This window comes from Helicobacter suis (genome assembly GCF_902196135.1).
Classification (GTDB): Bacteria; Campylobacterota; Campylobacteria; order Campylobacterales; family Helicobacteraceae; genus Helicobacter; species Helicobacter suis_A.
Window position 1 is genome coordinate 167,869 of the sequence record NZ_CABIKE010000002.1, and the last position, 26,029, is coordinate 193,897.

At 40.2% G+C, this 26,029-nt stretch carries 26 protein-coding genes, 2 tRNA genes and 1 pseudogene; 17 read left to right on the top strand and 12 right to left on the bottom strand.

All coding sequences use genetic code 11. The annotated features are described in order from the left end of the window. Positions 1-2 precede the first annotated feature (2 nt). The 4 genes from G6Q06_RS02285 to G6Q06_RS02300 form a co-directional block, all read right to left on the bottom strand. Positions 3-698, bottom strand: coding sequence for an efflux RND transporter periplasmic adaptor subunit (locus tag G6Q06_RS02285; RefSeq protein ID WP_163532818.1), 696 nt, complete (start codon positions 696-698; stop codon positions 3-5). A 9-nt stretch (positions 699-707) separates the two neighbouring features. Next, complete coding sequence (locus G6Q06_RS02290) at positions 708-2,081, bottom strand: TolC family protein (protein WP_240329162.1); 1,374 nt, start codon at positions 2,079-2,081, stop codon at positions 708-710. Between the two features lie 52 nt (positions 2,082-2,133). Then, positions 2,134-2,210 (bottom strand) — tRNA-Arg (locus tag G6Q06_RS02295). A gap of 67 nt (positions 2,211-2,277) precedes the next feature. Continuing rightward, the gene (locus G6Q06_RS02300; RefSeq protein ID WP_163532817.1) at positions 2,278-2,595 is read right to left on the bottom strand and encodes an HU family DNA-binding protein; all 318 of its coding nucleotides are present in this window, start codon (positions 2,593-2,595) and stop codon (positions 2,278-2,280) included. A gap of 213 nt (positions 2,596-2,808) precedes the next feature. Between G6Q06_RS02300 and gap the strand changes: the two genes are divergently transcribed. The 3 genes from gap to corA are packed head-to-tail and all read left to right on the top strand — an operon-like array spanning position 2,809 to position 5,984. Beyond that, positions 2,809-3,804, top strand: a complete 996-nt coding sequence (gene gap, locus G6Q06_RS02305; RefSeq protein ID WP_163565579.1) for a type I glyceraldehyde-3-phosphate dehydrogenase — start codon at positions 2,809-2,811, stop codon at positions 3,802-3,804. Beyond that, complete coding sequence (locus tag G6Q06_RS02310; protein WP_163565580.1) at positions 3,798-5,015, top strand: phosphoglycerate kinase; 1,218 nt, start codon at positions 3,798-3,800, stop codon at positions 5,013-5,015. The genes gap and G6Q06_RS02310 overlap by 7 nt, the downstream gene beginning before the upstream one ends. A gap of 9 nt (positions 5,016-5,024) precedes the next feature. Beyond that, a complete protein-coding gene (gene corA / locus G6Q06_RS02315) occupies positions 5,025-5,984 on the top strand; it encodes a magnesium/cobalt transporter CorA (protein ID WP_163565581.1) in 960 nt (319 codons plus the stop codon). Here the strand turns inward: corA and G6Q06_RS02320 are convergent. The 3 genes and pseudogenes from G6Q06_RS02320 to G6Q06_RS02330 all read right to left on the bottom strand — a co-directional run. Then, positions 5,979-6,512 carry a PepSY domain-containing protein gene (locus tag G6Q06_RS02320; RefSeq protein WP_163565582.1) on the bottom strand — a complete coding sequence of 178 codons (534 nt, stop codon included), beginning with the start codon at positions 6,510-6,512 and terminating at the stop codon, positions 5,979-5,981. The two genes, corA and G6Q06_RS02320, sit on opposite strands and share 6 nt — an antisense overlap. Next, positions 6,509-7,678, bottom strand: coding sequence for a glutathionylspermidine synthase family protein (locus G6Q06_RS02325; RefSeq protein ID WP_163565583.1), 1,170 nt, complete (start codon positions 7,676-7,678; stop codon positions 6,509-6,511). The genes G6Q06_RS02320 and G6Q06_RS02325 overlap by 4 nt, the downstream gene beginning before the upstream one ends. Positions 7,679-7,836: 158 nt before the next feature. Next, positions 7,837-8,454 (bottom strand): annotated as a pseudogene (locus G6Q06_RS02330) (UPF0323 family lipoprotein); the annotation flags it as partial. A 63-nt stretch (positions 8,455-8,517) separates the two neighbouring features. Between G6Q06_RS02330 and G6Q06_RS02335 the strand changes: the two are divergent. After that, complete coding sequence (locus G6Q06_RS02335) at positions 8,518-9,102, top strand: ribonuclease HII (RefSeq protein ID WP_163565584.1); 585 nt, start codon at positions 8,518-8,520, stop codon at positions 9,100-9,102. Here G6Q06_RS02335 and G6Q06_RS02340 read toward each other — a convergent pair. Then, complete coding sequence (locus tag G6Q06_RS02340) at positions 9,076-9,834, bottom strand: sulfite exporter TauE/SafE family protein (protein ID WP_163532810.1); 759 nt, start codon at positions 9,832-9,834, stop codon at positions 9,076-9,078. The two genes, G6Q06_RS02335 and G6Q06_RS02340, sit on opposite strands and share 27 nt — an antisense overlap. 99 nt (positions 9,835-9,933) lie before the next feature. Between G6Q06_RS02340 and G6Q06_RS02345 the strand changes: the two genes are divergently transcribed. The 4 genes from G6Q06_RS02345 (at position 9,934) to G6Q06_RS02360 (ending at position 12,405) form a co-directional block, all read left to right on the top strand. Then, positions 9,934-11,046 (top strand): FtsW/RodA/SpoVE family cell cycle protein, encoded by a 1,113-nt coding sequence (locus tag G6Q06_RS02345; RefSeq protein WP_163565630.1) that lies wholly within the window; start codon positions 9,934-9,936, stop codon positions 11,044-11,046. Beyond that, a tRNA-Ile gene (locus tag G6Q06_RS02350) sits at positions 11,008-11,084 on the top strand. Before G6Q06_RS02345 ends, G6Q06_RS02350 begins: the two co-directional genes overlap by 39 nt. A 19-nt stretch (positions 11,085-11,103) precedes the next feature. Then, on the top strand, positions 11,104-11,736 hold the full coding sequence (gene rpe, locus G6Q06_RS02355; protein ID WP_163532809.1) for a ribulose-phosphate 3-epimerase: 633 nt from the start codon (positions 11,104-11,106) through the stop codon (positions 11,734-11,736). 60 nt (positions 11,737-11,796) lie between these two features. Next, positions 11,797-12,405 (top strand): exonuclease domain-containing protein, encoded by a 609-nt coding sequence (locus G6Q06_RS02360; protein WP_240328601.1) that lies wholly within the window; start codon positions 11,797-11,799, stop codon positions 12,403-12,405. A 15-nt stretch (positions 12,406-12,420) separates the two neighbouring features. Here the strand turns inward: G6Q06_RS02360 and G6Q06_RS02365 are convergent, their stop codons facing one another. After that, positions 12,421-13,725 (bottom strand): methyl-accepting chemotaxis protein, encoded by a 1,305-nt coding sequence (locus tag G6Q06_RS02365; protein WP_163532808.1) that lies wholly within the window; start codon positions 13,723-13,725, stop codon positions 12,421-12,423. A 307-nt stretch (positions 13,726-14,032) separates the two neighbouring features. Here G6Q06_RS02365 and G6Q06_RS02370 point away from each other — a divergent pair, with 307 nt between their 5' ends. The 8 genes from G6Q06_RS02370 (at position 14,033) to G6Q06_RS02405 (ending at position 22,704) form a co-directional block, all read left to right on the top strand. Further along, positions 14,033-15,199, top strand: a complete 1,167-nt coding sequence (locus G6Q06_RS02370; RefSeq protein ID WP_163565585.1) for a hydrogenase small subunit — start codon at positions 14,033-14,035, stop codon at positions 15,197-15,199. After that, entirely contained in the window at positions 15,199-15,624 is a 426-nt protein-coding gene (locus G6Q06_RS02375) for a cyclophilin-like fold protein (protein WP_205435779.1), read from the top strand. Before G6Q06_RS02370 ends, G6Q06_RS02375 begins: the two co-directional genes overlap by 1 nt. A gap of 42 nt (positions 15,625-15,666) precedes the next feature. Further along, a complete protein-coding gene (locus G6Q06_RS02380) occupies positions 15,667-17,415 on the top strand; it encodes a nickel-dependent hydrogenase large subunit (RefSeq protein WP_163565586.1) in 1,749 nt (582 codons plus the stop codon). After that, positions 17,402-18,076, top strand: a complete 675-nt coding sequence (gene cybH, locus G6Q06_RS02385; RefSeq protein ID WP_163565587.1) for a Ni/Fe-hydrogenase, b-type cytochrome subunit — start codon at positions 17,402-17,404, stop codon at positions 18,074-18,076. Before G6Q06_RS02380 ends, cybH begins: the two co-directional genes overlap by 14 nt. After that, positions 18,072-18,605, top strand: a complete 534-nt coding sequence (locus tag G6Q06_RS02390; protein WP_205435788.1) for a HyaD/HybD family hydrogenase maturation endopeptidase — start codon at positions 18,072-18,074, stop codon at positions 18,603-18,605. The genes cybH and G6Q06_RS02390 overlap by 5 nt, the downstream gene beginning before the upstream one ends. Before the next feature lie 104 nt (positions 18,606-18,709). Further along, positions 18,710-20,107, top strand: a complete 1,398-nt coding sequence (locus G6Q06_RS02395; RefSeq protein ID WP_240329163.1) for a hypothetical protein — start codon at positions 18,710-18,712, stop codon at positions 20,105-20,107. A 9-nt stretch (positions 20,108-20,116) separates the two neighbouring features. After that, on the top strand, positions 20,117-21,151 hold the full coding sequence (locus tag G6Q06_RS02400; RefSeq protein WP_163565589.1) for a GDP-L-fucose synthase family protein: 1,035 nt from the start codon (positions 20,117-20,119) through the stop codon (positions 21,149-21,151). Between the two features lie 848 nt (positions 21,152-21,999). Then, positions 22,000-22,704: a hypothetical protein gene (locus G6Q06_RS02405; RefSeq protein WP_205435780.1), complete on the top strand. Its 705-nt coding sequence runs from the start codon at positions 22,000-22,002 to the stop codon at positions 22,702-22,704. 99 nt (positions 22,705-22,803) lie between these two features. On the opposite strand, the gene G6Q06_RS08715 is transcribed toward G6Q06_RS02405, so the two are convergent. The 3 genes from G6Q06_RS08715 to G6Q06_RS02415 form a co-directional block, all read right to left on the bottom strand. After that, positions 22,804-22,938 carry a hypothetical protein gene (locus G6Q06_RS08715; RefSeq protein ID WP_006564724.1) on the bottom strand — a complete coding sequence of 45 codons (135 nt, stop codon included), beginning with the start codon at positions 22,936-22,938 and terminating at the stop codon, positions 22,804-22,806. Positions 22,939-23,051: 113 nt separating this feature from the next. After that, on the bottom strand, positions 23,052-24,041 hold the full coding sequence (locus G6Q06_RS02410) for an A/G-specific adenine glycosylase (protein WP_205435781.1): 990 nt from the start codon (positions 24,039-24,041) through the stop codon (positions 23,052-23,054). A 2-nt stretch (positions 24,042-24,043) separates the two neighbouring features. Further along, the gene (locus tag G6Q06_RS02415) at positions 24,044-24,823 is read right to left on the bottom strand and encodes a glycosyltransferase family 25 protein (RefSeq protein WP_163565590.1); all 780 of its coding nucleotides are present in this window, start codon (positions 24,821-24,823) and stop codon (positions 24,044-24,046) included. A gap of 48 nt (positions 24,824-24,871) precedes the next feature. Here G6Q06_RS02415 and G6Q06_RS02420 point away from each other — a divergent pair, with 48 nt between their 5' ends. Then, positions 24,872-25,990: a DegT/DnrJ/EryC1/StrS family aminotransferase gene (locus G6Q06_RS02420; RefSeq protein ID WP_163565591.1), complete on the top strand. Its 1,119-nt coding sequence runs from the start codon at positions 24,872-24,874 to the stop codon at positions 25,988-25,990. Positions 25,991-26,029: the final 39 nt, after the last annotated feature.

A 26,029-nucleotide genomic window follows, 5' to 3' on the forward strand; every position in this document is an offset into this window, starting at 1 on the left:
GGCTACTGGATAAATCCATCCCCAAAAGTGCCCGGTACAAGAGAACTATTCGCCGGCAAAAGCGCCTCAGCGCTTACCTTGCGGGTACTTGCATCAATAGTAGGATAAATTTTAGTGATGCGTACGCGTCTTTTTTCAGGCTTGCCATCAATGCTATAGACAAATGTATCCCCTACCTTAACTTCGGGTAAGTATTTAGAGTCAAATTGCAAGACAATTTTAGATCGATGGCTGACTAATCTAAATAACACCGTGCTATTAGCGCTCATTCCATCGCCTAACTCAATATTCTTACTAGCAATCACGCCATCAAAGGGCGCTCTTAAAATTGTCTTTTCTACGACTGAACTCGCATAATTGCGATCAAAGCCCAATTTCTTATAATTAGAATAATAACTATCTAGGGTATTTCTATCAATGGCTCTTCCAATTTTTTGGTAGCGTTCATACTGCTTTTGGGCAAAGTCGTATTGCTGGACAATGGAGTTAACTTGGGATTTTTTATCTTTGTTATATAGAGTTAAGAGTATATCTCCCTTTTTAACCTTACTGCCTACATCTACATAAATGGCATCTACAATACCCGCAGAATCTAAAGTTAAGTTGGCATCTTGGAGGGCAAGTACATCAAAAACGGCATACACTTCTTTAGCATTGAGTCCTATCACCAATGCAAAGATCATTAAAAATATTTTCATCTTTCTCCCTTAGCGTACATAATTTTGGATTTCATGCCCACTATAGAAAATATAGTTGGCCTTTTGCATTTCATAGTTATTCAGCGACTGGTTATAAACCACTTCTGCATCAAAACGAGTCCTTAAAGCCCTAAGATAGGTGGTAAAATCCACCAAATTAGCCGCATACCTTCTTTTAATACTATCATAGGAAATGGTGGCTGATTTTAAACTAGCCTCTGAACTACGGATTCTATCCATAGCCATGTATATGGATCTGCGGTAAAGCTCTTCATCTTTTTGCTGTTCCATTTTTTTATACATGAGAGTTTTTTCCTGTGATAGTTGGTTTAAGCGCACATATTGTTTTTGTAGACTCAATCCAATATCGCTTAAAATATTCAACCCCACCACAATCCCCACGGTGTTTTGTTGTTGCGGGAACAAGTTTCCAAATCTATTATCCCTACCACGAGCAAATGCCGGTTTTTGGATGTAGTATTGCCAGTCGTCATTAATATCAACCGTAGGATAATAGTTGAGTGCCTTATTTTGATAACTAATTGCCGTAATTTGTTCTCTAAGTGCACGCAAATCGGCTCGTTCTCTGAGTGCAAAAGAGGGTTGGAGAATTGTTGTACGGCGCAAAGAGTGGATTTTGCTATTGGTTAGATATTCTAAAGTCAAGCGGTTTTGCTCAATAGAAAATTGTATATTGGTAATATCATTCTCACTCAACGCGCTTTGTGCCTTGGCACTCTCTAACTCATCAATGGCTACTAAACCTTGATCGTATAAGCGTCTAATACGCTTGAGATTGGATTGTAACTCCGCTAACCTTTCCTTATAGGCCACTAGTTGTGCCATGTTGTTAAAATATTGGTAATACTGCTGTACCACTTGTAAATAAATGCTTTGCTTGGTGTATTCCATATTAGCACTACTAGAACGATAAGAAGCCGCTTGTTGTTTAACGCCATTAACATCGCTAAACCCATTGAACAGATTTAAGGTTAGATTCGTATTGAGTAACTGCATGCTATAGTTAGGATAAAAAGGCGTGTTTCTATCGCGGTGATCAAAGGTGTAATTGCTCTTTAAAGTTGGCAAAAACTTAGCCTTAGCAATGGCGTGGTTTTTAAGCGCTTGGTCTACTTGTAACCTTGCGGCTTGGAGCGAGTAATTATTATTGGCATTTTTAATTAAATCTGCCAAACTTAGCGCATTGGCCTCCGTAGAAGCAAAATTATGATCCTCTAGCCTTTCTAATCGCTTTAAATTGAGATTAAAATCTTCTTCAGGCTGGGGTTGATACCCTTGGAGCTCCAAAGCCTGCAAGTGCAAACAAGTTAAGCAAGCTAAAAGAGCCCCCCATGCTCTCTTTTTATATGAATGTAAACTCATCGCAAACTCCATACTATGTTGTTGTTTAAATTGCTATAATTATTGAATAATGTGGTGTCCTTGGCGGGATTTGAACCCACGGCCTTACGATTAGGAATCATACGCTCTATCCAACTGAGCTACAAGGACCCTTCATAAGACTAACCAAATGGCCTAAAGCTGTAGAAAGCACAACTCTAGGGGATAAAACTTAAATTTACTTCTTCTTACTAGACTTTGTACTCCTGCTAGATTTTTCAGAAGATACGATGTCCTTTAAGACTTTGCCGGGTTTAAATTTGGGCACCATCTTATCTTTAGTCATGTAAGTTTTATCACTCCCGGGTACTTTCCCACTCTTGCCCTTTTGTAAAGCCACTTCAAATTTACCAAACCCTACTAACTCCACGCTTTCATGGGTGCTAAGGGCCTTTTGTACGGCTCTAACAAACCCATCTAGGGCAAATTCTGCATCTTTTCTGCTATCAAAGGACCCTGCCTCTTTCATCAATTCTACAAACTCTGCTTTTTTCATTCATAATCCTTTCAAGTTGTTCTATATTGGGTGCAAGGAGGGGGCATTATACTACAAAAACCCAAAAAACCTATAAATCTAAGCTAATCCACACTCCATTTAAAATTGAGAACATAAATTACACCTCTACCTATTAAGAATAGGCACAGGCTTAAGAGCCCTACAAGCTAGCTATTTGTATGATAATTTTTAGTTAAATTACAAGGGGCGTTATTGTTACAAGTGGCCATCAACGGGACAGGTCGGATTGGTTTATGTGTGAGTCGCATCCTCGGGGCGCGTACAGATGTAGAATTAGTCGCTATCAATTCTACCTGCGATACCCCAACTTTAATCCACCTTTTGCGTTTTGACTCTTTGCACAGACCCTCACTACCTATAGAAATGCTAGATACAGATTATATACGCATTGGAAGCCAACAGGTGCGTGTTTTGCATGAAAGAGATCCGTCTAAACTTAACTTTAACCCCGCTACCCTTGTTTTAGAATGCACGGGGAAGTTTAACGATCTAGAACTTTCTAAAATCCATCTTAAAAATGGGGTTAAACAAGTGATTATCTCTGCTCCGGCTAAGAATACGCCTACCTTTGTTTATGGAGTTAACCATGCAAATTACACCGGCGAATCTGTTATCTCTAATGCCTCTTGTACCACTAACGCCCTCGCGCCTCTCTTGCATGTTTTAGATAGCCAATTTGGCATAGAACATGCCCTCATGACCACGATTCATAGCTACACTAACGATCAAAATCTACTAGATTCTAAACATAAAGACCTACGCCGTGCCCGCGCTGCAGCGCTTAATATTATCCCAACCACCACAGGGGTACAAAAGGCTATTGCTTTAATTTTACCCCACCTTAAAGATAAGATCAGCGGTTTAGCCTTGCGTGTGCCTACTCCGGATGTAAGCCTTGTAGATTTAAGTTTTGATACCCGCCTAGATTTAGATTTAGAAACTCTACATGCCTGTTTGCAAGAGGCTGCTCAAGGCTATTTAAAAGGTATTTTAGGCATTGATTCAGATAAACGGGTTTCTAGCGATTTTATCGGCTCAGCTTTGAGTGCTATCTATATTCCCGATCAAAGTTTAGTTTTAGGAAAACATCATGGCAAAATTCTAGCTTGGTATGATAACGAAATGGGCTATAGCCATAGATTGGTAGATTTAGCCTTGTATATTCATTCTAAAGGAAGCGCATGCTAGCTGGTATTAAGAAAATGCAAGAAGTGCTAGGGATTCAAGATGTGGATTTACAGGATAAAAGGGTGCTTATCCGCGTAGATTTTAATGTCCCTCTGGATAAAAACCTAAACATCACCGAAGATACAAGAATGCGCGAGAGTATCCCCACGATCAACTATTGCATGGATAATGGGGTAAAATCAGTTGTTTTAGTAGGGCATCTAGGACGCCCTGAGGCTAAGGTAGAAGGACAAAAAGAGGAGAGGTTTTCCTTTAGCCACCTACTTAAACGACTCGAACGGCTTTTAAATAAGGAAGTGTTATTTGCCAATTCACCCAAAGAGGCTAAGCAACTCTTAGAGACTCAAGATCACCCTATTATCTTAGTGGAGAATCTGCGTTTTTATAAAGGCGAAAAGAATAACGATCCGGCCTTTGCTAAGGAATTAGCCGCTTTGTGTGATATTTATGTTAACGACGCCTTTGGTACAAGCCATCGCAAACACGCTAGTACTTATGGCATCGCTGCCTTTGTGCCCCTTAAAGTAGCCGGCTTTTTACTTAAAAAAGAGATCAATTCCTTTGCTAAGGCTTTGGCTAATCCTTTAAGACCTGTGCTTTTGATCGTAGGCGGGGCTAAGGTGAGCTCTAAACTCACCCTTTTACACAACATTTTAGAGCGGGTGGATAAGATCATCATCGGTGGGGCGATGAGCAATACTTTTTTAAAGGCGCTGGGGTATGATATGCAGGCCTCGTTAGTGGAGGAGGATTTAATTAATGAAGCTTTAGGGGTTTTAAAGAAGGCAAAAGAGCGGGGTGTACGAGTTTATTTGCCCGTAGATGTGGTGAGTAGCCCGCATTTAGAACACACCGATCAGGTACAAATCACCCCCGCGCAAGATATTGCGCTTAATCATATGGTTGTAGATATAGGCCCTGCTACTTCTAAACTCTTTTCTTTGGTGATCCAACAAAGCCAAACCATTATTTGGAATGGCCCACTTGGGGTTTATGAAGTACCGCTTTTTAGTAGAGGGTCTTTTCAAATCGCCCATAGCATTTCTAATACCTACGCCTATTCTTTAATAGGTGGGGGCGATACGATTGATGTTTTAACCCGTGCGGGTTATAAAGATAGCGTGAGTTTTATCTCTACCGGTGGGGGGGCAAGTTTGGAACTTTTAGAAGGCAAAATTTTAGTTGCCTTTGAGGTGCTTGATCGCAAATAGGAGGCGGACATGGTTAATGTCTTTGCTAGAAACAATAATTTAGTAGAAGTCCATGTCTTTAGCAGTTTTGCTACTCTCTCTTTGGAAGAAAATAATATTTTATGGTTTGAACTCATCAACCCCACCCAAGCAGAATTAGAGTGCATCATCCAAAATTACTCTTTACATATTTATAACCGCAAAGGTTTAGAAAAAAGCACCATGACTAAGTACTGGGAAAACAGCACTTCTATCATGATCAACACCTTTTTTATCCACAAAGATAACCCCCTAGCCTTCCACACAGAGGCCATTACCTACCTGCTAGCCGAAAATATTGTATTTACAATCTATGAGGGTAGTTTGCCCATTTTTGAAGATGTACAAAAACGCATTTTAGCTAGCCCTAAAAAGTTTCAAGACGGGTTTGATATTCTGGCTAAGATTTTAGAACTTTACTTTGAAAAAGGGGCGGATTGTTTAGAGGAGGTAAATCGCGAGACTAGCGCTTTACGCAAACACATTGTTTTAGAGCAGGAGGAACTTAACCACGAGGATATTTTAATCACCCTCTCCTTTTTGCAAGAATTTACTATGGAACTACGCGACTCACTCTTTGATAAACGGCGCATCATCACCACTTTACTTAAGAGTAACAAAGTAGATAGCGAGACGAAAAAAGACTTTACTATCATCTTGAAAGATTTTAACTCTTTGGTGGACTTTAGCACGGCTAATTTGAATGCCTTAGATAATATCCAAAACCTCTTCACTTCACAGGTTAATGTAGAGCAAAATAAAATCATTAAGCTCTTTACAGTGGCTACTATGGCGATGATGCCCCCTACTCTAATTGGCACGATTTATGGGATGAATTTTGAGGTGATGCCAGAGTTACGCTGGGAATTTGGCTATCCTATGGCGATTGTGGCGATGGTGATCTCTACGATATTGCCCATTCTTTACTTTAAAAAGAAAGGTTGGCTATAGCGATTCTATCATCAAAAGAGCTAGCACCACACAACCTAAAATAAAGGCGGTAACAATCCCTTTTAAGTTTTTGTATTTTAAAGCCATTAAAAGCCCGCTGGCATAAAATAAACATAAAAACACCCCAAAGGCAAAGCCAAAAACCACAAGAGCTTTACCCGCCCTACCCTTATGGATTTGCATAAGTACTCCTAAAAAATTGCGCTTAATGCTTGTAATGGTACTGGTATTGCCTTGAGAACTTAAATTGATCTCATAGCCAGCCGTGCCAATAATTAAAGCCCCTCTGCGCTTTCTAGGCTCAATTTTAGAGGGCAGGGGGATTTTATTTTGTTTTAGAAAATTAAGCAGAAAATCTAATTCTTGTTTAGCAGAAACAAAGGGTACTTGCCACTTTTTAATCTCCGCCCCACTCTCTGACTTGATACCTAAAAAGAAAGCAAGCCCACTGATGACAAATAGCAAAGCCATAGGCAAAAAAAACATACTGGCATGTATATGAAAAAAACGCGCCCATTTAGTACTCATAAAATAATATGGCTCACAAACTTAGAAAAATTATCCATCACCAACCCGCCTTTTCTAAAGCCAAGCCCGCAAGGTTCAAAAGCATAAAAAACATTGGGTTGGTAATATTCTTGTCCGGCTTTATTTAGCTCGTAGTACTCTTGATACACGGGTTTATGGTTGCCATAAGCCCCCTCGCTTTTGTGTAGTACCTGCAAATTTGCATCTAAGATTTCTACATTAGCCCCCTCTCTACCAAAGGCAACTTTTTTAACCTGTTTTTTATGCAAAGGTTCATAGCTAGCCTCTAGTAATAAAGGGTGGTTAGGGTAGCGATCCCAAAGCAGTTTTAAAAAGCGTTTGCTTTGGAAGAGCAAAGTATAAGCGGGGTTTAAAAAAATCGCCTTTTGATTTTCCATAATGCTTTGCATGAGCATGGCTAATTCCGGCTCATCAATGGCGATATTTTCCCAAGGCACTAATTTAAACAAAAACTCGTAATTCACTCCCTCAAAAAACACCCCCTCAGTGGCGTTAAATTGCACCAAATCCATATAAGTAAACTGGGTTTGAAACCCGGCAGTCCTAGCCGCATCCTCTAAAAACTTAACGGTGCGCTCCTCCTCGCTACTACCTTGTATACTAGAAAAAAGGATCTTCCAGCCCTCATACATGGATTCAAAACCGCTAGTATCCTCGCCTAAAGTAACCAATCGTTTAAAATTTTGTACCAAAGCCTCATGGATATTATTAAACTGCAAATCCTCATTATAGCCATTGTGTTTGAGTAAAGCCCATTGCACCACCGCGCTTTCATATAGCATAGTTGGGGTATCGGCGTTAAACTCAAGTAATTTAATAGGTTTGCCATCTAATCCCCCCGCTAGATCAAAGCGTCCATAAATATGCCAGTGAATATCATCTTCCCAGCTTTGTCTAATCAAAGGCACGATGCTATTTGGAATATCTAGCTCAAAAAAGCGCTCTTGATCAATGACCATTTGAGCCGTCTCTACAAACATGTTATAGAGCTCCTCGCAAGCTTCATAGTAGGCATCTGCTTCTTTTTGGCTAATACTAATTAAATCATTGCTGATATAAGGGCTTTTATCCGGATCTGTATGCCAATCAAGCCCAATTTCTTCTAAAACTTCTTGGGTGAGAGGTTCTAAAGTTTTAATGCGCATGGGTATCCTTTCTCTTAAGAAATAGCGCTAGAATGGCTATGTGAGCCAAAAAAGCCACTGCGGTTTTGTGAGGGGCTTTGTGAAGGGCTAGTATGTGAAGGGCTAGTGCTATGTGTGCTTTGGGGCGCAGCAGAAGGTGTAGTGGAGGGAGTATGCGGGCTAGAGCTAGCAGGAGTGCTAGTACTAGGGCTTTGGTTAAAAAATCCGCTACGATTTGTTGAAGGCGCAATTGCATTTGGGCTTCTTCCAAAACTATTTTGGCTGCGTTGGTAGGCCTGTGGAGAGGTGTAATTTCTCTGTGCATTTTGGTTGTAATTAGGGTTGTTAAATAACTTATTACCAATATAACTCCCTAAAATAGCCCCCGCTGCAGAGCCTAGAATTGCCGCGCCTATACCAAGCCCTGAGCCTCCTCCCTCACTAGGGGGTTTAGTTAGCTGGCTATTGCCCTTATCAATTTTAACCTCCTCCTCTTTGATAAACTTTTGAATCTCCTCATCGCTAAGCATCCTCTCTTTGCCCTGCAAATCCCGCACTACAACGCGCGTTTTATCGCTAGGATACTCCTCAGCCACTTTATAACTCTTATCTGCCTGCTCTTGTAAAATCACAAACGCGCCTTTTTTAATAGGCGTGGTGTTGCTTGTTTTTTCGGTTGGCTTTTCTTTTTCTTGGGTGTTATCTGAACCTTTACAACCCACCAAAGCCACAACAACCACAGCGCTTAGCCCCCCGACAATAGCATAATCTGAAATTTTCCTAAAGGGTTTTTGCATGGAATATCCTTAGTTAAATAAAACCCCATGATAGCATGTTTGTATAAAACTAAGGAATTTTTAATGATCTTAGGCATAGATGAGGCGGGGCGGGGGTGTTTGTGTGGATCGCTATTTGTAGCGGGGGTGGGCTGCACAGCAGAAATAGCCGCTTTTTTTAATAAGCAAGGGCTTAAAGAGAGCAAACAGCTAAAGCGAGAAAAGCGCTTTGAGTTTGCAAAACAGATTCAAGAACACAGAGAGGTTTTAAGCCTTGTGGTGGCTAAGAGTGCGTTAGAAATTGATAATAGGGGTTTAAGTGTGTGCATGCAAGAGGCCATTACACAGCTTGTTTTACATTTCCCCTACATTTTACATGTAAAACTAGATGGCAACACACTTTTTCATCTCCAATTTAGCCACCTAAGATGCTTTGAGGCAATCATTAAGGGCGATTGTCAAATTACCCAAATTGCTATGGCCTCTATTTTAGCTAAGACTGCTAAAGATAAGGAAATGCTAGCCTTAGATCAATCTTATCCGGCCTATGGCTTTATACGGCATTGTGGTTATGGCACTCAAGAACACCGCAAAGCTATTACACATTTAGGCTATTTAAAAGAACACCGCAAGAGTTTCAAACTAAAGCCACTTATAAATAGAAACTAAAATAGAGAGGGTGTAAACAGAGATGAGTAATCGCCTATGCCAGATAGAGGGTATTAAAGGAACAATCCTAACCCCAAGCATCACCCCTAAAACACTCCCCACCCCCACCAAAAGCCCCCAGCGCATGTTTTGTAAATGCAACAAACCCTGATGGCTTAATGAAAAAACCCCGCTAACAGAGGAGAAAACCACAAAAAATAAACTCAAAGGTACGCTTTGTTTGGGGCTTAAATTTAAATAGCGCGAAAGAAGCGGGACCATTAAAACCCCCCCGCCAATGCCAAGACTAATAGCAAAAATCCCGGTGAGTGCTCCGATCCAAAGGAGGTTGAATTTATCCTTGTTGGTTAAATCTTGTAATTGACTCTCTTGAGAATCTTGTGATGATCCTAAAATAAAGCGCAGGAGTGAGTAAAGAGTAACAAGAATAAAAAGGCCTAAAAGGATTTTGTGGGGGATATGGGTTAAAATCAAACCGCTAAAGCTTGAGCCAATGAGTCCGCCAAGCCCTACATAAAGCCCAACCGACATATTTAAAAGCCCCTTTTTAAAATTAGCCACACTCCCCACTACAGAAGAAAGAGCCATTTGTAAAACAGAAATCCCTACAGCGCTTGCATACGAGTGGCCTAAAAACAGCATTGTTGGTACAATTACCATTCCTCCGCCAATGCCAAAAAATCCGGATAACACGCCTGTAAAAATCCCAATTAGTAAAAATAAAAGAGACATAATGATTAACCCTTTTGCTATTGTAGTCTTATTACTACTTGCATGTTAAAATGATTTATCCTAGTTAAAAGCTAATTAATGATTAATCGTAAAGTTTTCATGCACTTTGATTTTTTGCTTTTGTTTTTTATTCTCCCTCTTATGGGCTTGTCTTTTTTCCTAGTTTATGAAATCAATACAGCCCTAAGTCTTAAACAAGCCATTTACTTCGTGGTGGCTTTTGTTGTGTTTTGGGCGATTTTTTTTATCCCTTTTAGACAACTTGATCGCCTCTTTTATCTCTTTTACTGGTTTTGTATTTTCTTATTACTACTTGTAAATGTAGTCGGCTCTGTCAAGCTAGGGGCACAGCGTTGGCTAACTATTCCGATTATCTCTTTATCTTTACAACCCAGTGAACCGGTAAAAATTGCTATTTTACTGCTTTTAGCCCATTTAATTAGCACAAATCCTATTCCACCTAGTGGTTATGGGTGGAAGATGTTTGGCAAATTAAGTTTTTATATTTTATTACCTGTCATTTTAATTTTAAAACAACCGGATTTGGGTACGGCTCTTGTGATTTTGATGATGGGTTTTGGGGTACTTTTTTTAGTAGGGGTTCACCCTAAAATTTGGATCACCCTAGCCCTTTTTTTCACTATCGCCTCCCCTCTTATTTATAGCTCTTTGCATGATTACCAAAAAAAGCGCCTCCATGATTTTATTGCTGAAAAGCCTAATTACCATGTGCGCCAATCTATCATCGCCATTGGTTCGGGTGGGTTACTAGGCAAATCTAAAGAACAATCCACCCAAGCTAAATTAAAGTTTCTGCCCATTGCTACTAGCGATTTTATTTTTGCCTATTTTGTAGAAAGATTTGGCTTTTTGGGTGCTTTTATACTTCTAGCTTTCTACATGGGTTTTATCTTGCATTTTTTATCCTATTTTGGCAGCGATCCTAAGGATCGATTTTTACAGACCATTGCCGGAGGGATTGCGGTTTTACTTTTTGTCTATACAAGCATTGATATTGCCATGACTTTAGGTTTAGCCCCCGTAGTAGGCCTACCCCTCCCGCTTTTAAGTTATGGGGGGAGTAGTTTTATTACCTTTATTGCCCTCTTTGCTGTCTTTGAAAATCTCCTTGCTTTTAAATTTGGTTTTGGTTATAATCGCCCTCTTAGGCGTGGATTCTTAGCTCAGTTGGTCAGAGCATTCGGCTCATAACCGATTGGTCGTAGGTTCGAACCCTACAGAATCCACCACTTTTGGTATAATTTTCCTATGGAAATAGCAGCCAGTATTTTAAGCGCGGATTTTATGGATTTAAAGCAGAGTATCACACGCGTACATGGCGTGGATCTCTTGCATGTAGATGTGATGGATGGGCATTTTGTACCTAATCTTACCTTTGGCCCTTGTGTGCTTAAAAATTTAGATCAATATTTTAATATCCCCCTAGACATCCACCTCATGGTAGATAATCCCCTATTTTGCATTGATCTTTATAGTGGCCTTAGACCAAGCTATATTACAATCCATTTAGAAAGTACCCCCCATATCCATAAAACGATTCATTACATTAAAAGTTTGGGTTTTAAAGCCGGGATAAGCTTAAATCCAGCCACCCCTCTATGCGGGCTAGAATATATCCTAGATGATCTAGATTTAGTGCTGTTTATGAGTGTTAATCCGGGCTTTGGCGGACAAAAATTTCTCCCTCTTATACTTAATAAGATCACCCACTTTAAACAGCGTTTCCCCCACTATACCGGCAAAATTGAAGTAGACGGGGGGATTAATGCGGATAATGCAAAAGACTTATGGGCTTGTGGGGTTGATATACTCGTGGTTGGGAGTTATTTATTTACCCATGAAGACCCTGCCTTAGCTTTAAAAGAATTGCGCAAAACATGATCTCTATTTATTTTTATACCTTTCTTAAGCCTTATCTTAATTTGCCGGCACTTTGCTAGCATGGGCGATCACCCCCTTAAACCATGTTTTTCAGAGCCTTACTACCAATCGCTTTATTGCTTTGTAGACATTGAAACCACCGGATCTAAGCCTGAAAACTCTAGCATGATTGAAATCGCTGCTTTGCTTTATGAACCGCCTAAAAATCCAATGCATAGGGGGCAAATTATCCGGAGTTTTTCTAGTCTAATCCATTGCTTAGAAGTCCCCCCAAAAATTACTGAACTCACCGGCATTAGCACAGACGATCTTAAAGAAGCACCCCCTTTAGAAGCTGTATTGCAAGATTTTAAACTCTTTATTCAAGATCATATTTTTGTCGCCCACAATGCAGATTTTGATTTTCATTTTATCAGTTCATGTTGTGTGCAAGTTTTAGATAGCGCCCTTTTTAATGCCAAACTTTGCACGCTTAATTTAGCTAGAAAATGCATCCCTAGCCCTAGACATGGCCTTCAATTTCTCAACACATTTCTAGGGTTAGACATTCCCATTTCTCATAGAGCCTATGCCGATGCGCTTGCTTCGTTGCGTGTTTTTGAGCGCTGCCTGCGCGTATTGCCCCAAGAAATTTATACAACCCAAGATCTTTTAGATTATGGCGCTTAAAAAGGCTTAACTCTTTTATTTTTTAACTTCCATTTCCTTAGCAACGCGATCGCCAGCCTCTTTAATTTTATCCATCAAAACCTTACTTTGCTGGGAAAGATCCACTGTTTTATCAGAAGCCTCCATTCCAGCAGTGATATGCTCTACTACTTGGGAAGTGATCTCGCGGATAGAGCCAATGATAGCCCCAATCTCAGTTACAGATTTACCCGTGCGCTCGGCAAGTTTTCTCACCTCATCAGCCACCACCGCAAACCCGCGCCCATGTTCACCTGCTCTAGCCGCTTCAATGGCTGCATTAAGAGCAAGTAAATTAATTTGATCGGCAATGTCTTTAATAGTCTGGGTGATTGAAGAAATTGACTCAGATTGTGATGAAAGATTATCTACTAAACCTGTGCTACTTCTCATGGTATCGGCTACACTTTGGATATTGCTTAGAGTTTTTTCTACCATTTCGCTCCCATCACTAGTTAGTTGTTGGTTTTCCTTGATGAGGTTTAAAGTCATGGCTAATTTACTTTTCGTGCTGTCTTCTTTACTAGTAACATCATGGGCGATTTTAATAACCTTATACACTTCACCCTTTTTATTAAAAACAGGGTTATAAGTGGCTTCTAAGTACACTTTTTTACCACTTTTAGTTATGCGCTCAAAGGTGGATTTTAAAAATTCCCCTCGCCGCAATTTATCTTGATTGGCCCTATAGCTAGGTTGTTTAACATATTCAGGATCGCAAAATATCGCGTGGTATTTTCCCTTAATTTCATCAAGGGTATAGCCCATGACTTTTAAAAAATTTTCATTAGCCCTGATCACATTAAAATTAATGTCAAATTCAATAATAGCCATTGAACGATCGACAGCTTGATAAATAGCCTCTAAATCATTGTGTTCTAAGAGTACAGAGGTAATATCCTCAGCAATCTTTAAAATCTTATAGACTTTCCCTTGTGTATCTACTACAGGTGTATAACTTGCTTCTAAGTAAACAGCCTTGCCTCCCTTAGTTAGGCGCTCAAAAATGCCTTCCCTATATTGCCCGGATCTCAAGGTATTCCAAAACTTAAGGTATTCAGGAGACTTTACATATTCCGGATAGCAAAAAATTTCATGGGATTTTCCTTTAATTTCATCAAGGGTATAGCCCATTAGCTCTAAAAAGTTAGCATTAGCATTAATCACGATATGATCTAAATCAAATTCAATCATAGCCACGGATTTATCAATGGCTTTATAAATCGATCTTAATTCAAATAGCTCGTCTCTAGCAACACAGTCGCATTCAGACTTATCCTCTGATCTTTTTCTAAAAAACATGAAACCACCTTATTTGAAATTTAAAGCGTGTGCCCATTTTACTACGAAAGGGGGTTAATATAAACACGAAGGCTAAAACGGGGGGGGGGGGGGGGAGAATATAAGCATTTTGATTTAAGCTCACCTTGATTTTACCCTTATTCTCTTGTTGCTTGCAAAATGCCAACTATTCTAACATCTATCTAAAATTTGCACCTTAAAATTAGAGCATGCTTAATTGTCCGGCTAGCCTAAACTTCTGCCTTAAGTACTCTGATATTAAACATAATGTATCATGACTAGTTTTCATTTTAAACAAAGGGAAACCATGCAATCCCATAAAAGACTTTTTCAAACTATATCCACCCGTTTAGATCGCCTCATCTCTTTAAATGCCCATAACGAGCATAAAAATATCCATGCAGAACTAGCCAAAAAGGGGCTCAATCGGCGCGATTTTATGAAATGGGCTGGGGCAATGACAGCCACTCTAGCCTTGCCCGCAAGTTTTACCCCTCTAACGGCTAAGGCTGTGGAAGTAGCCAATCGCATGCCTGTTATTTGGCTACACATGGCCGAGTGTACCGGCTGTAGCGAGAGTTTGCTTAGAAGCGAAGATCCTAGCATTGATAGCATCATCTTTGATTATATCAATTTAGAATACCACGAGACTATTATGGTAGCTAGCGGGCATCAAGCCGATTACAGCTTAGAACAAGCCATTACTAAGCACAGGGGCAATTATATTTTAATGGTAGAGGGAGGCATTCCACAGGGAACTGAATATTTCTTAACCGTGGGTGCAGAGGGGCGTACTGGAGCTGAGGAGTGCCGCAGGGCTGCAAAATATGCTAAGGCTATTTTAGCTATTGGGACATGTTCGAGCTTTGGAGGTGTGCAGGCGGCCTATCCAAACCCTTCTAACGCACAGCCTCTAAGTAAAATCATTGATAAACCTATCATTAATGTACCCGGTTGCCCTCCTAGTGAAAAAAACATCGTGGGTTGTGTGCTTTATTTGATCATGTTTGGGACTGCTCCGCGCCTAGATGCTTATAACCGCCCCACTTGGGCTTATGGACACCGCATCCATGATTTATGCGAACGGCGGGGGCATTTTGATGCGGGTGAATTTGTACAACACTTTGGCGATGAAAATGCTAAAAATGGCTTTTGTCTTTATAAAGTGGGTTGTAAGGGACCTTATACCTTTAATAACTGCTCTAAACTGCGCTTTAACTCACACACCAACTGGCCTATTGGCGCTGGGCATGGGTGCATTGGGTGCTCTGAGCCTAATTTTTGGGATACCATGAGTCCTTTTGAAGAGCCTATTTCTAATCGCCTCATTACCCCGCTAAAAACTGCCTTTGGCGGAATAGGGGCAGATAAAGTAGCCGATAGTGTGGGCATTGTGGCCTTAAGTGCAGCTGGTATTGGCATTGCTATGCATGCTCTCATCTCTAGTTTTTCTAAAGATAAGCCGGTAGATTAATGCAAGCGCTTTTTAAAATAGCTTACAGACTAGGCTTAATAGCCCTCACACTCCCCCTTTTAGGAACTTCCATGCCACACATTAAAATCACCATCCACGAGCAAAGTTTACACGCCACTTTAGAGGATAACCCCGCTACCCCTGCCTTAATTGCTAAAATGCCCTTTACAGTGCGCATGCAAAATTTATATGGCCGGGAACTAGTCCATCGCTTAGGAGCAGGAGCTTTGCCCACAGGGAAGTTACGCCATGATGCTTACAAAGTAGACGATTTAATTTATTGGCCACCTCAGGGGAGTTTAGTGATTTTATACAGGCAAAATGGCGAGATTTTTGAGCGCCAGCAACTAGGGCACATTACACAAGATGTGTCTACACTAGGGGGAATAAAAGATATTGAAGTAACTTTTAGTGTGGAACCGTGAGAAAAGAGGCTTATGCAAAAATTTATCATAAAGGAGGCTTAAATGGCTAAAAAAATCATCGTCGATCCTATCACGCGTATTGAGGGGCATTTGCGTATTGAGGTGGTGGTAGACGACCACAATGTAATCACCGATGCCTTCTCTTCCTCCACGCTTTTTAGAGGCCTTGAAACCATCATTAAAAACCGCGATCCACGCGATGCGGGTTTTATTGCCCAGCGCATTTGTGGGGTTTGTACTTACTCACACTATAAGGCTGGGGTGAGTGCGGTAGAAGACGCCCTAGGCATTGTGCCCCCTTTGAATGCACAACTCGTTAGGAGCATGATGAATATCGCGTTATTACTCCATGATCATGTGGTACATTTCTATACCCTGCATGGCCTAGATTGGTGCGATCTACTCAGCGCTCTAAAGGCCGATCCTAAAAAAGCCAGCCAAATAGCTTTCCACTATAGCGATTATCCTCTAGGCACGGGAGCAGATGAGCTTAAAGAAGTGCAAAAACGGGTAGGTGATTTTGCTAAGCAGGGCGCACTTGGGCCCTTTAATAATGGCTATTATGGGCATGCTACTTATCACTTTAGCCCCGAGCAAAACCTCATTGTACTTTCTCACTATTTAAAACTTTTGGCTATCCAAAGAGAGGCGGCTAAAATGACGGCTATTTTTGGGGCCAAACAACCCCACCCACAAAGTTTAACCGTGGGCGGAATCACCTCTGTAATGGATGTGCTGGATCCCACTAGGCTAGGTGAGTGGAAAAGCAAGTTTGAAACGGTGAAAGATTTTGTAGAGCGGGCTTATTATGCAGATATTGTCATGGCAGCGGGTAGTTTTAATAAAGAGCAAAGCGTGCTAAAGGGTTGTGGGCTTAAAAATTTCATCGCCCATGAGGAGATTCTCTTGAGTAAAGACAAATACCTTTTAAGCTCAGGGGTGGTACTTAATGGCGATTTAAATACACTCCATAAAATTGATGAGAAATTGATCAAAGAGGAGGTTACCCATTCGTGGTATCAATATGAGGGTAAAGAAATCCAGTTACACCCTTATGATGGCCAAACTAACCCGCATTACACCGGTTTTAAAGACGGGCAAAGTGTGGGCATGGATGGCAAAATGGTAAATAGCAAGGTATTAGATACGCAAAATAAATACTCTTGGATCAAATCCCCTCGCTATAACGGCCTGCCTATGGAAGTGGGGCCTCTAGCCTCTTTAGTAGTGGGTCTAGCGGCTAAAAACCCCCACACCACCAAAGTCGCCAACCAATTTTTAAAAGATACCCACCTTCCTATAGAGGCTATTTTTAGTACGCTAGGGCGTACAGCCGCGCGTTGTTTGGAATCTAAAATTTTGGTAGAAAATGGCCTACAAACCCTTGATTCTCTAGTAGAAAATCTCAAATCCGATCAAAGCACCTGTGCGCCCTACCATATTGATAAAAACAAAGAATATCAAGGGCGCTACATCGGGCAAGTACCTCGCGGCATGCTTAGCCACTGGGTGCGCATTAAAAACGGGGTGGTGGCTAATTATCAAGCGGTAGTGCCCTCTACTTGGAATGGAGGCGCTAGAGATAGCAAAGGCCAAAAGGGACCCTATGAGATGAGTTTAATTGGCACTAAAATTGCTAATCTCACTCAGCCCCTAGAGATTATCCGCACCATCCACTCTTTTGATCCATGCATTGCCTGCTCGGTACACATGATAGATACGCAGGGTACAGATTTAGGCGATTTTAAAGTTGAACCTAGTTTTTTAAGGGGAGCCCATGGCAGAGTCTAAATACCACGCTATAAAAGAATTTTCCGGTTTAGTGCGCTTGTTTCACTGGGGGCGGGCTTTGGCGATCTTTTTGCTTTTGCCCACAGGATTTTACATTGCCTACCCCTTTTTACAGCCCGGTTCAAGTGTTTATAGTGGCATGTATTTTTTGCAGGCCTATATCCGCAGTTTCCATGAGATGTTAGGCTTTTTCCTCATCGCCCTATCCCTCTTTCGTTTTTATCTCTTTTTCTTTGATAAAGAAAGCCGGAATGAACGCGCTTCTATCCGACATGTGGGGCGTCTTAGTGCATGGATTGATCAACTTAAGGTGTACTTTTGGATTGGTAAACATAAACACGCTAAGAGTACTTATAACCCCTTGCAATTTGTGGCCTACTTTTGTTTGTGTGTGCTACTTGTGATCATTTCTTTAAGCGGCATTGTACTTTATTATAATGTCTATCATAATGGCTTAGGTAAGATACTTGGGCATAGCTTTAAATGGTTTGAAGTGCTTTGTGGCGGGCTTTCTAATGTGCGCTATATCCACCATTTAGCCACATGGGGGATTTTACTTTTTATCCCTGTACATGTCTACATGGTATTTTACAATTCAGTCAAATTCCCAAATGGGGGCGCGGATTCTATCATCTCTGGTATCCGCTATGTGAAAGATTGATCTGAAAATTTTAGTTCTTGGCATTGGCAATATTTTACTAGGCGATGAGGGGGTGGGGGTGCATTTATGCCATTTTTTAAAACACAACTATTATTTTAATCCCCCCATTGATTGCCTTGATGGTGGCACTCTAGCCCAAGCGCTTATCCCCTTTATTGTGGAGTATGAGCGCGTACTGCTCTTAGATTGCGTAGATGTGAAAGACGCGCAAGTAGGCGAGGTGTTTTGTTTTGATTTTAATAAACTCCCTGAAAATATCTCTTGGGCAGGTAGTGCACACGAGGTAGAGATGCTGCAGACCCTTAAACTAACCGCTCTTGTAGGGGATCTGCCCCCCACAACCATTATTGGCCTGATACCCTCTTTAGCCCTAGAAACCACCTTTGAGCTCTCAAATGCCCTTCTTAAAGGAACACAGATCGCTTTGCAAAAAGCTTTAGAAATTTTAAAAAGCTGGGGCGTACACGCACAATTAAAGCCTAAACCTTTAGATTTGCAAGAGTTAGCCTATTTGTCTTATAAATTATGACCTTTGCCTTCTATTTTGTTATATTAGATACCTCTCTTCTAGAAGTTTTTGATCGCTTTTTAGCTTTCCATGCCTCTATACTTTGCCTTCCTTATGCCTCTATTTTGCAAGATAAAAACTATTCTTTTTATATCAAGGCTACAGAGAATAAAGCCCAAGATTTTGCCACTTTGCTTAGCCAAAGACTACCCGCCTCTTTGGGTTTTAGTTTTGTTAAAGTAGAGGCGCTTAATTTAGAATGCAAATGGCAAAGTGAAAAACCTTTAGAGCCAAAAATAGATGTATTAAAATGGCAGGCTTTTTTAGAGGGGGAGGTTTGGGAGGGTGCTATTTTGCATTTGAGCTATCAAGGTGTGCCTTTTGCATTAAGCGATCTTAAACCCACTCTTTTAGAGATCGCACACACCCTTAAGCAAGGCCAAGAGGTGTGTTTTTCTACTTGCAGAGGGCTTAAAGCCTTAAGCCTAAAACCAAGTAAGCGGGTTATGTTTGCTAATTTAAATAGTTTACTTAGTCTTACGCGCATAGATAAAACAAGCGCACAGACTCTAGCTAGCTATGAAAAACCTAGTATGTGGGTTTGCCCTAAAGAGATTTTTAAACAAGAGCTCTTATTAGCTCAAAGCGATCAAATCTTAGCCAGTTTGCCCTTTGATCCCTTGCTTGGCCTTTTAGGGAAGTTTTTACACGCGCTAGAAATGCCCTATATTTTTATGCATGAGAGTAAAAAAGAGGCGCATTTAAGCTACCAATGTTTAGATACCTACCCCAAAGATGTAACTATCACCCCTTCTAAAAAAGGCGTTATTCTTTGGCATGGACAACACAGCTTAAAACATGCCATGCAGGCCTTAGAAGAAGAGCGCCATGTGCTAATCCATCTTAGTTTTGAAGAACCTAGTTGTTTTTGGATTAAAGAGGGGAATTATAAGCATCTTTTGCATTTGCAGATAGATACTTCACTCCCCTCTATTTTAAAACGCATCCAGCAAGAGCCTAAGGGCGCTTCACTCTATAAAAACTACAAAAAAGAGTTTAAAACCCTGTGTGAGACACTCGAACAAATCCCGCCATCAGAGCCTAGTGAAAACCTATTAGATCTTTTAGGGGTGCTTTCTCAGATTTTAGGTTTAAGCTCTTTAAATAATAGCGCGCTTGTCTTTGCGCATGCTAGGGCTTTTTTGCGCCATAAAGGCCCGCGTATTGATTTTAAGATAACAGAGCGCTATAAAAAGCTTTATTTAGACGATCTAGCCCCCCTAAAAACGGCTATGAGTTTTCATTTAGCTGGGGTAGAAGATGCAACTTTATGCTTTGGAGTGCTTGATTCTTTAGCTGAGTTTTTGGGCAATTTTATTTATGATACTTATCTTAATTTTAGTGTGAATCAAGTGTGTTTGTGTGGCGATGTGTTTTTAGAAAAGGTGTTTTTAGATTTATGCGTGGGCTATTTTCCTAAGGAGTGTACTTACCTATGGCCTTCCTTTGAAAATCCATGCTAGAATGAACAAATGCAAAAGAAAGATAAAATTTATGTCGCGGGGCATTTAGGATTAGTAGGGCGCGCGTTAGTGGCGTGCTTGCAAAATCAGGGCTATACAAATTTGATTTTAAGAACCCATGCAGAATTAGATTTAACCAGACAAAGCGCAGTAGAGGCGTTTTTCAAACAGGAACGCCCCGATGTGGTGATTTTAGCTGCTGCCAAAGTGGGGGGGATTTTAGCCAATAACACCTACAAGGCAGATTTTATTTATCAAAATTTAGCAATCCAAACCAATATAATTCATTGTGCTTACCAATATGGAGTTAAAAAACTCTTATTCTTAGGTTCAACTTGTATTTATCCCAAAGAAAGCCCCCAACCTATTAAAGAAGAATATTTACTCAGTAGCGCCTTAGAACCCACTAATGAATCTTATGCCATCGCTAAAATTGCCGGGTTAAAGATGTGTGAGGCATACAATGCCCAGTATAAAACAAATTTTATTAGTGCAATGCCCACTAATCTTTATGGCCCCTTTGATAACTTTGATTTACAAAGTGCCCATGTCTTACCTGCCCTGTTAAGAAAAATATACCTAGCACGCCTTTTAGAGCAAGGGCATATGAATCTAGTACTACAAGATTTGCAAGTTTCTAGCCCTCAAGAAGGATTAACCATTTTAGAAAAATATACCATTAGTGCAGAGACTGTAGGCATTTGGGGAAGTGGCAAGCCTAGACGCGAATTTTTACACACTAGCGATTTAGCGCGCGCTTGCGTGTTTTTATTAGAGCATCAAAAAGCCACCCCTATGCACAATCATACTAATATTGGTACAGGAGAGGATATTAGCATTCAAGATTTAGCCATGATGATTAAAAACATTGTTGGTTTTAAAGGCGCGTTGGTTTTTGATCACAGCAAACCCGATGGCACTTTATACAAGTGTAGCGATGTGAGTAAAATCACGCATTTAGGATGGAAAGCCTGTATAGGATTAGAAAAGGGGATTAAAGATCTTTATTTGTGGTATCAAAACAAACAAACCCCCAAAAGTTAAGTCTTTATCCATTTTAAATAGTTGATAAGTTACTTGTAGTTTTTCTAAGCGCATGGTAATTTGGCTTAATCTTGCTTAAGCTTTTGGGTGCAAAACTCTAAATCTTTCTCTAGCCTCTCAGTATAGATCAACAACTCTTCTAAATAATCCAAAAGTACAGGCTTTTAGGCGGTCTCTTGGATTTAACAATGTTACATTTGATGGGGATATAAACCCTTTGGTAGGCTATACGAGGGGTTAGAATCTTTAGTGGTTACTAGTGATTCTGTTATTTATCCTTACAAAAAGTTTTTCTCCCAAAGGAGATTATCTAAAAAACTAAAAGGTTCTTGCAATAGAAAAAACAAGTAAAGAAAGTGGCTAGAATTCACACTTCTATCAGGAATAGCAGAGAGGACTATAGGTATGCTAGATGATAGGCATGCAATCAAGGTAGATAAAACTAGGGTAGGGAAACCCCCGAAGTTACGCTTGTGAAAGATTCCTCTAGAAGTATTTATTTAAAAGAATCCAAAAAGATACTTATCGTGGTCTACACTTATCACAGCATAATCGCTACACCCAAGAAGTTATTATTGCTATTCTAAGAGTTTTAAAAGAAACTTTAGAAAATAATAAAATTTCACACTTAAGAATTAGAACCACAGACTTATCCAAGAGACCTACTAACACCCATGAGGAATCTCTATACGCACAGATGACCACCCAATTATCACGCACTCTAGGCAGAATCACCCAAGATAGCTTGCGTAAAAATATTTTTGTAGACATGGAAAGAATGGGCTTGATTTGTAGATTTAATAAGGAATTAAAATTAAAACCAGTAGGAGAACACCACATAACTTATTATGTCAATCTTAGCCCACTTGGGGAAAAAACTTTTACAGGCTTCTTTACAAAAACCACCTAATCCATTTGTATTAAGCAGACTGTGGACAGATGCGCTCACAAATTTGCATGGAGGGTTTGAAAATACGCTGTATGCCTTAATGCTTGAACTTAGCCACCACAATATCTCAAGTATCAGCCTAGAGGAATTTGCCTTCTTTATTTCAGATATTGAGAATAATCAAGCGTATATTGTGAATTTGATTTGTGAGTTTAGGGCTTTGTCTAAATTTCAAAGAGAGCAGATTGTGGAGTGTATTAAAAAATACGCCAATCCAAAGGGGAATGATATTTATAAGGGACTTGATAAAACAGCTCTTAGGGACTACCATAACTGGATTAATGAAGCCCAACAGATGTTTATGTTGCTCAAAGATAGCGTGTTATTTGGCATGGGTGATAAACGCAAGGGGGAGCTAAATTTGAGAGTGGGGGATATGGGACTTATTAAAGACAAAACCAAATTAAAGCGATCGCAAGCAGAAAAAGAGGAGTATTTTAAGCGACATAAAATCAATAAGCAGGCCATGCATAAAAGTGGGTTTGAACTGATTGTGCCATTAGCTCTAGCTAGAGATCAAAATGAGTTTTCTGTTTTAGATCGCTGGCAAAATATGATTTTAATTGACGGCTACAAGCATGCCCAAATCTCTCAAAATTGTTAATTGCGTATTTGATCTCAATATTTTATATGGGTTTTAAAAAACCTAACCCACCCCTAAAAACCTCTAGGAGTGAAAAGCCCCCAAAACACTAACTTAAAACTACTTTTGCTCAGGTTGCCAAATGGTCTTTTCAGAGGGGGTATAATCTTTCTCGTCCTCTAAAATTTGCTTTTTACTCTCTGCACAGGCCGTCAGTAACGCCACTACAATCCCAATCGCCAGTAACAAGCGCATTTATACCCTTTAATTTTAAATTAAAGGTGTATTATAAACCCCTAATGTTAAAAGTCCATAAAAACCCACATCCAATAATGCCAAAGATCAACCCATAACTTTGTAAACTCTACCTACAAAATCCCCCTCTTTTCTAGTAATGCCACAATTTTAGCGCCTAGAGAACTCATAGGTATTTGCTTGAGACTAGCTAAAGCTACAACTACTAGGTTTTCTGGTTGTAGATCCTCTAAAGTAGCTTGATAAAGCCAAACTTGCACGCGGTACTTGGTATAGCTATGCCGCACACTCCCTAAGAGAGGCAAGGGTATTAAATCCTGCTTTTTTAAGAGAGGAAATTGGTAGAGGTGGGCATATAAACCCTTTTGTGTGTAGGTGAGGTATAAATTCTTTGTTTCTACACACACCCCGTAGTGTTTTGTAATGGGAATACTGGGGGTTTTTTTCACCACACTAAAACGCTCTATATTTTCTTTACCACAGCAACTAAAACTTAAGGGGCAAATGTGGCAACTAGGCTTAGGGGTGCAGACAAGCGCACCTAAATCAATGAGAGCTTGGTTATGATCAAAAGAATTAGTTGGATTAACAAAGGCTCTAGCCTTGTCTTGCAGGAGGGTTTTAAGATTCTTGCTTTTTAAATCTAGTCCAAATAAGCGCAAAAGCACACGCGAGACATTGGTATCTAGCACGCCCACATTTTGCCTAAATCCAAAACATAAAATCGCGCTTGCGCTGTATGCTCCAATACCGGGCAGGGCTAATAGGTCTGTATAATTAGAAGGCAAACAACCCCCATATTTTTGGCAACAAATCTGCGCGCTTTTATGTAAATTTTTAGCACGGGCATAATAACCTAGACCTTTCCATAAAAGTAAAACCCGGTCTAAAGGGGCATTTGCTAAATCTATTAGAGTGGGGAAGGCCTGCAAAAAGGGGAGATAAAATTTGTCTAACACAACCTCAATTTGGGTTTGCTGGGACATGATCTCAGAAACATAAATTTCATAAGGGGCATTGGGGCCTGTAAGGTTTCTAATCAGCATACTTTTACGCCCATGTGTTTGATACCAGACTAATAAAGCCTCTTGTAAAACTTTCATGTTTAGGTGTACTTGACATATAAATGATTAATCCGTCTAAGTAGGCGTATGCCGATAGAGAATTTTTCTTGATTAAGTCGTTCTATGTTCGAGCCATTGGGTTTTTCAGCAATAGCAAAAGGTTCTAATACAAAATTAGAGATGCCATGTAGGTAGGGATGATCCATTAACATATCCACCGGTATCACCCACTTGGCGCTAGCCTTAATAAAAGTCATGGCAGCTTGTGGGGTTAAACAATAGCCTTGAGTGCCTTTCCCATCTACTGGACCTACAATTTGGAGTACACGCGTAAAATGCGTTGGTTTTTTGACAAGTTCAAATAGATGCATTAGCCGTACATAGCCTAGTGTATGGATATGTTCTTCTAAAAAATCTAAAGATTGCCAAAAGCAGGGCTCTAGTTCTATATCATCTTCTAGTATCACAATGGGTTCATTGTATTCCAAACACCTATACCACAGGCAAAAGTGGCTGGCATAACACCCTAATTCTCCTAAACTCATGTATTTGCCTTTATATTTTAGCGCATAGAAATAGGCACTCAAAGTATCCTTAATATTAGGGGTAACTCCACAACTTGGGTGGGTAAAACAGGGGTGTAAATGGGCTTTAACTAAAGGGTGTAACCCCGTTTTAGTTTTAGAATAAATGGCATCAAAAATTTCTACACTATGCTTAGAAGAAGTGTTTAAACTCTTTTTTAAATAACTAATATCGCGCTCAAAGAGCTGGTGTTCTTGGCAGGTTTTTGAGGAAAGGTGGATTAGAAAAATACGCATAGCAACTCCAAAATGGTGTATTATAGTGCTTTTTTCTTAAGGTTATACATGCCCTATAAATACCCGTTTTTAGACTTAGTAGCCATAAATGCACCCTATCAAGAAGCTTTTAAACTCCAGCTGCAAGCACATTTAAAGAATGCCCATTTTATTAGCGGTCCTGCGCACTCACAATTTTTACAAGCCTTTAGCCAGTACTGCCAAAGCCCGCATGCCATAGGTGTAAATAGTGGGTTAGACGCGCTCACTTTAATGCTAAAAGCCTACCAGATTTTAGGGCTTTTGCCACAAGGAAGTGGGGTACTATTGCCCTCTTTTACTTTCATAGCCACAGCCCAAGCGATCTTACACAATGCTTTAGTGCCACAATTTGTTGATATAGGCAAAGACTATCTCCTAGACCCCTGCGCATTAGAAGCTAGCGCTACGCCCCAAACTAAAGCGATTTTGGTAGTGCATTTATATGGTCAAGTGGCCAATATGCAGGCTATTAAGGCAATTGCTAATAAACATGGGTGGCTCGTGCTAGAGGATTGTGCCCAAGCAACAGGGGCGCTATATGCACAACAAAGGGTGGGTAGTTTAGGGCATGCAGGCGCTTTTAGTTTTTATCCAAGCAAAAATTTAGGGGCACTTGGAGATGGGGGGTGTGTGCTAAGTTCTAATAGCCAGCTAATAGAAACAATCCGTGTATTAAGCAATAACGGCTCACCAGATAAAAAAGACTCGTTATATTTAGGTTATAACTCTAGGTTAGATAGCATTCAAGCTAGTTTTTTACATGTGAAATTGCCCCATTTAGATACCCACAATGCTAAACGGCGCGCTTTAGCCCAAATTTATTTAGATACCATTAATAACCCTTATGTGTATTTGCCAAGTGTGCACAATATAGAAGAACATGTATTCCATCTCTTTGTGATTCGTATCTCTCAAGGTCTGCGCTCACAAATGCAAAAACATTTAGCTAGTTATTCTATAGAGACGCGTATCCACTATCCCATTCCCATACACCTACAACGCACCTTTAAAGAATATGCTAATTTATCACTACCCTACACTACGCGCTATTCTCAAGAAGTTTTAAGTTTGCCTATTAGCCCCACTCAAAGCATAGAAGATACGCTTTTTATCGCTAAGGCGATCAATGCTTTTAAACCTATCTGAATTTTATAAGGACTTTTTATACTCTCCTTAAGCCTCTTT

Coding starts and splice junctions, on each gene's coding strand:
- G6Q06_RS02285 (WP_163532818.1), bottom strand. CDS start 698: ATGAAAATATTTTTAATGATCTTTGCATTGGTGATAGGACTCAATGCT.
- G6Q06_RS02290 (WP_240329162.1), bottom strand. CDS start 2,081: ATGAGTTTACATTCATATAAAAAGAGAGCATGGGGGGCTCTTTTAGCT.
- G6Q06_RS02300 (WP_163532817.1), bottom strand. CDS start 2,595: ATGAAAAAAGCAGAGTTTGTAGAATTGATGAAAGAGGCAGGGTCCTTT.
- G6Q06_RS02310 (WP_163565580.1), top strand. CDS start 3,798: ATGCTAGCTGGTATTAAGAAAATGCAAGAAGTGCTAGGGATTCAAGAT.
- corA (WP_163565581.1), top strand. CDS start 5,025: ATGGTTAATGTCTTTGCTAGAAACAATAATTTAGTAGAAGTCCATGTC.
- G6Q06_RS02320 (WP_163565582.1), bottom strand. CDS start 6,512: ATGAGTACTAAATGGGCGCGTTTTTTTCATATACATGCCAGTATGTTT.
- G6Q06_RS02325 (WP_163565583.1), bottom strand. CDS start 7,678: ATGCGCATTAAAACTTTAGAACCTCTCACCCAAGAAGTTTTAGAAGAA.
- G6Q06_RS02335 (WP_163565584.1), top strand. CDS start 8,518: ATGATCTTAGGCATAGATGAGGCGGGGCGGGGGTGTTTGTGTGGATCG.
- G6Q06_RS02340 (WP_163532810.1), bottom strand. CDS start 9,834: ATGTCTCTTTTATTTTTACTAATTGGGATTTTTACAGGCGTGTTATCC.
- G6Q06_RS02345 (WP_163565630.1), top strand. CDS start 9,934: ATGCACTTTGATTTTTTGCTTTTGTTTTTTATTCTCCCTCTTATGGGC.
- rpe (WP_163532809.1), top strand. CDS start 11,104: ATGGAAATAGCAGCCAGTATTTTAAGCGCGGATTTTATGGATTTAAAG.
- G6Q06_RS02360 (WP_240328601.1), top strand. CDS start 11,797: ATGGGCGATCACCCCCTTAAACCATGTTTTTCAGAGCCTTACTACCAA.
- G6Q06_RS02365 (WP_163532808.1), bottom strand. CDS start 13,725: ATGTTTTTTAGAAAAAGATCAGAGGATAAGTCTGAATGCGACTGTGTT.
- G6Q06_RS02370 (WP_163565585.1), top strand. CDS start 14,033: ATGCAATCCCATAAAAGACTTTTTCAAACTATATCCACCCGTTTAGAT.
- G6Q06_RS02375 (WP_205435779.1), top strand. CDS start 15,199: ATGCAAGCGCTTTTTAAAATAGCTTACAGACTAGGCTTAATAGCCCTC.
- G6Q06_RS02380 (WP_163565586.1), top strand. CDS start 15,667: ATGGCTAAAAAAATCATCGTCGATCCTATCACGCGTATTGAGGGGCAT.
- cybH (WP_163565587.1), top strand. CDS start 17,402: ATGGCAGAGTCTAAATACCACGCTATAAAAGAATTTTCCGGTTTAGTG.
- G6Q06_RS02400 (WP_163565589.1), top strand. CDS start 20,117: ATGCAAAAGAAAGATAAAATTTATGTCGCGGGGCATTTAGGATTAGTA.
- G6Q06_RS02405 (WP_205435780.1), top strand. CDS start 22,000: ATGTCAATCTTAGCCCACTTGGGGAAAAAACTTTTACAGGCTTCTTTA.
- G6Q06_RS08715 (WP_006564724.1), bottom strand. CDS start 22,938: ATGCGCTTGTTACTGGCGATTGGGATTGTAGTGGCGTTACTGACGGCC.
- G6Q06_RS02410 (WP_205435781.1), bottom strand. CDS start 24,041: ATGAAAGTTTTACAAGAGGCTTTATTAGTCTGGTATCAAACACATGGG.
- G6Q06_RS02415 (WP_163565590.1), bottom strand. CDS start 24,823: ATGCGTATTTTTCTAATCCACCTTTCCTCAAAAACCTGCCAAGAACAC.
- G6Q06_RS02420 (WP_163565591.1), top strand. CDS start 24,872: ATGCCCTATAAATACCCGTTTTTAGACTTAGTAGCCATAAATGCACCC.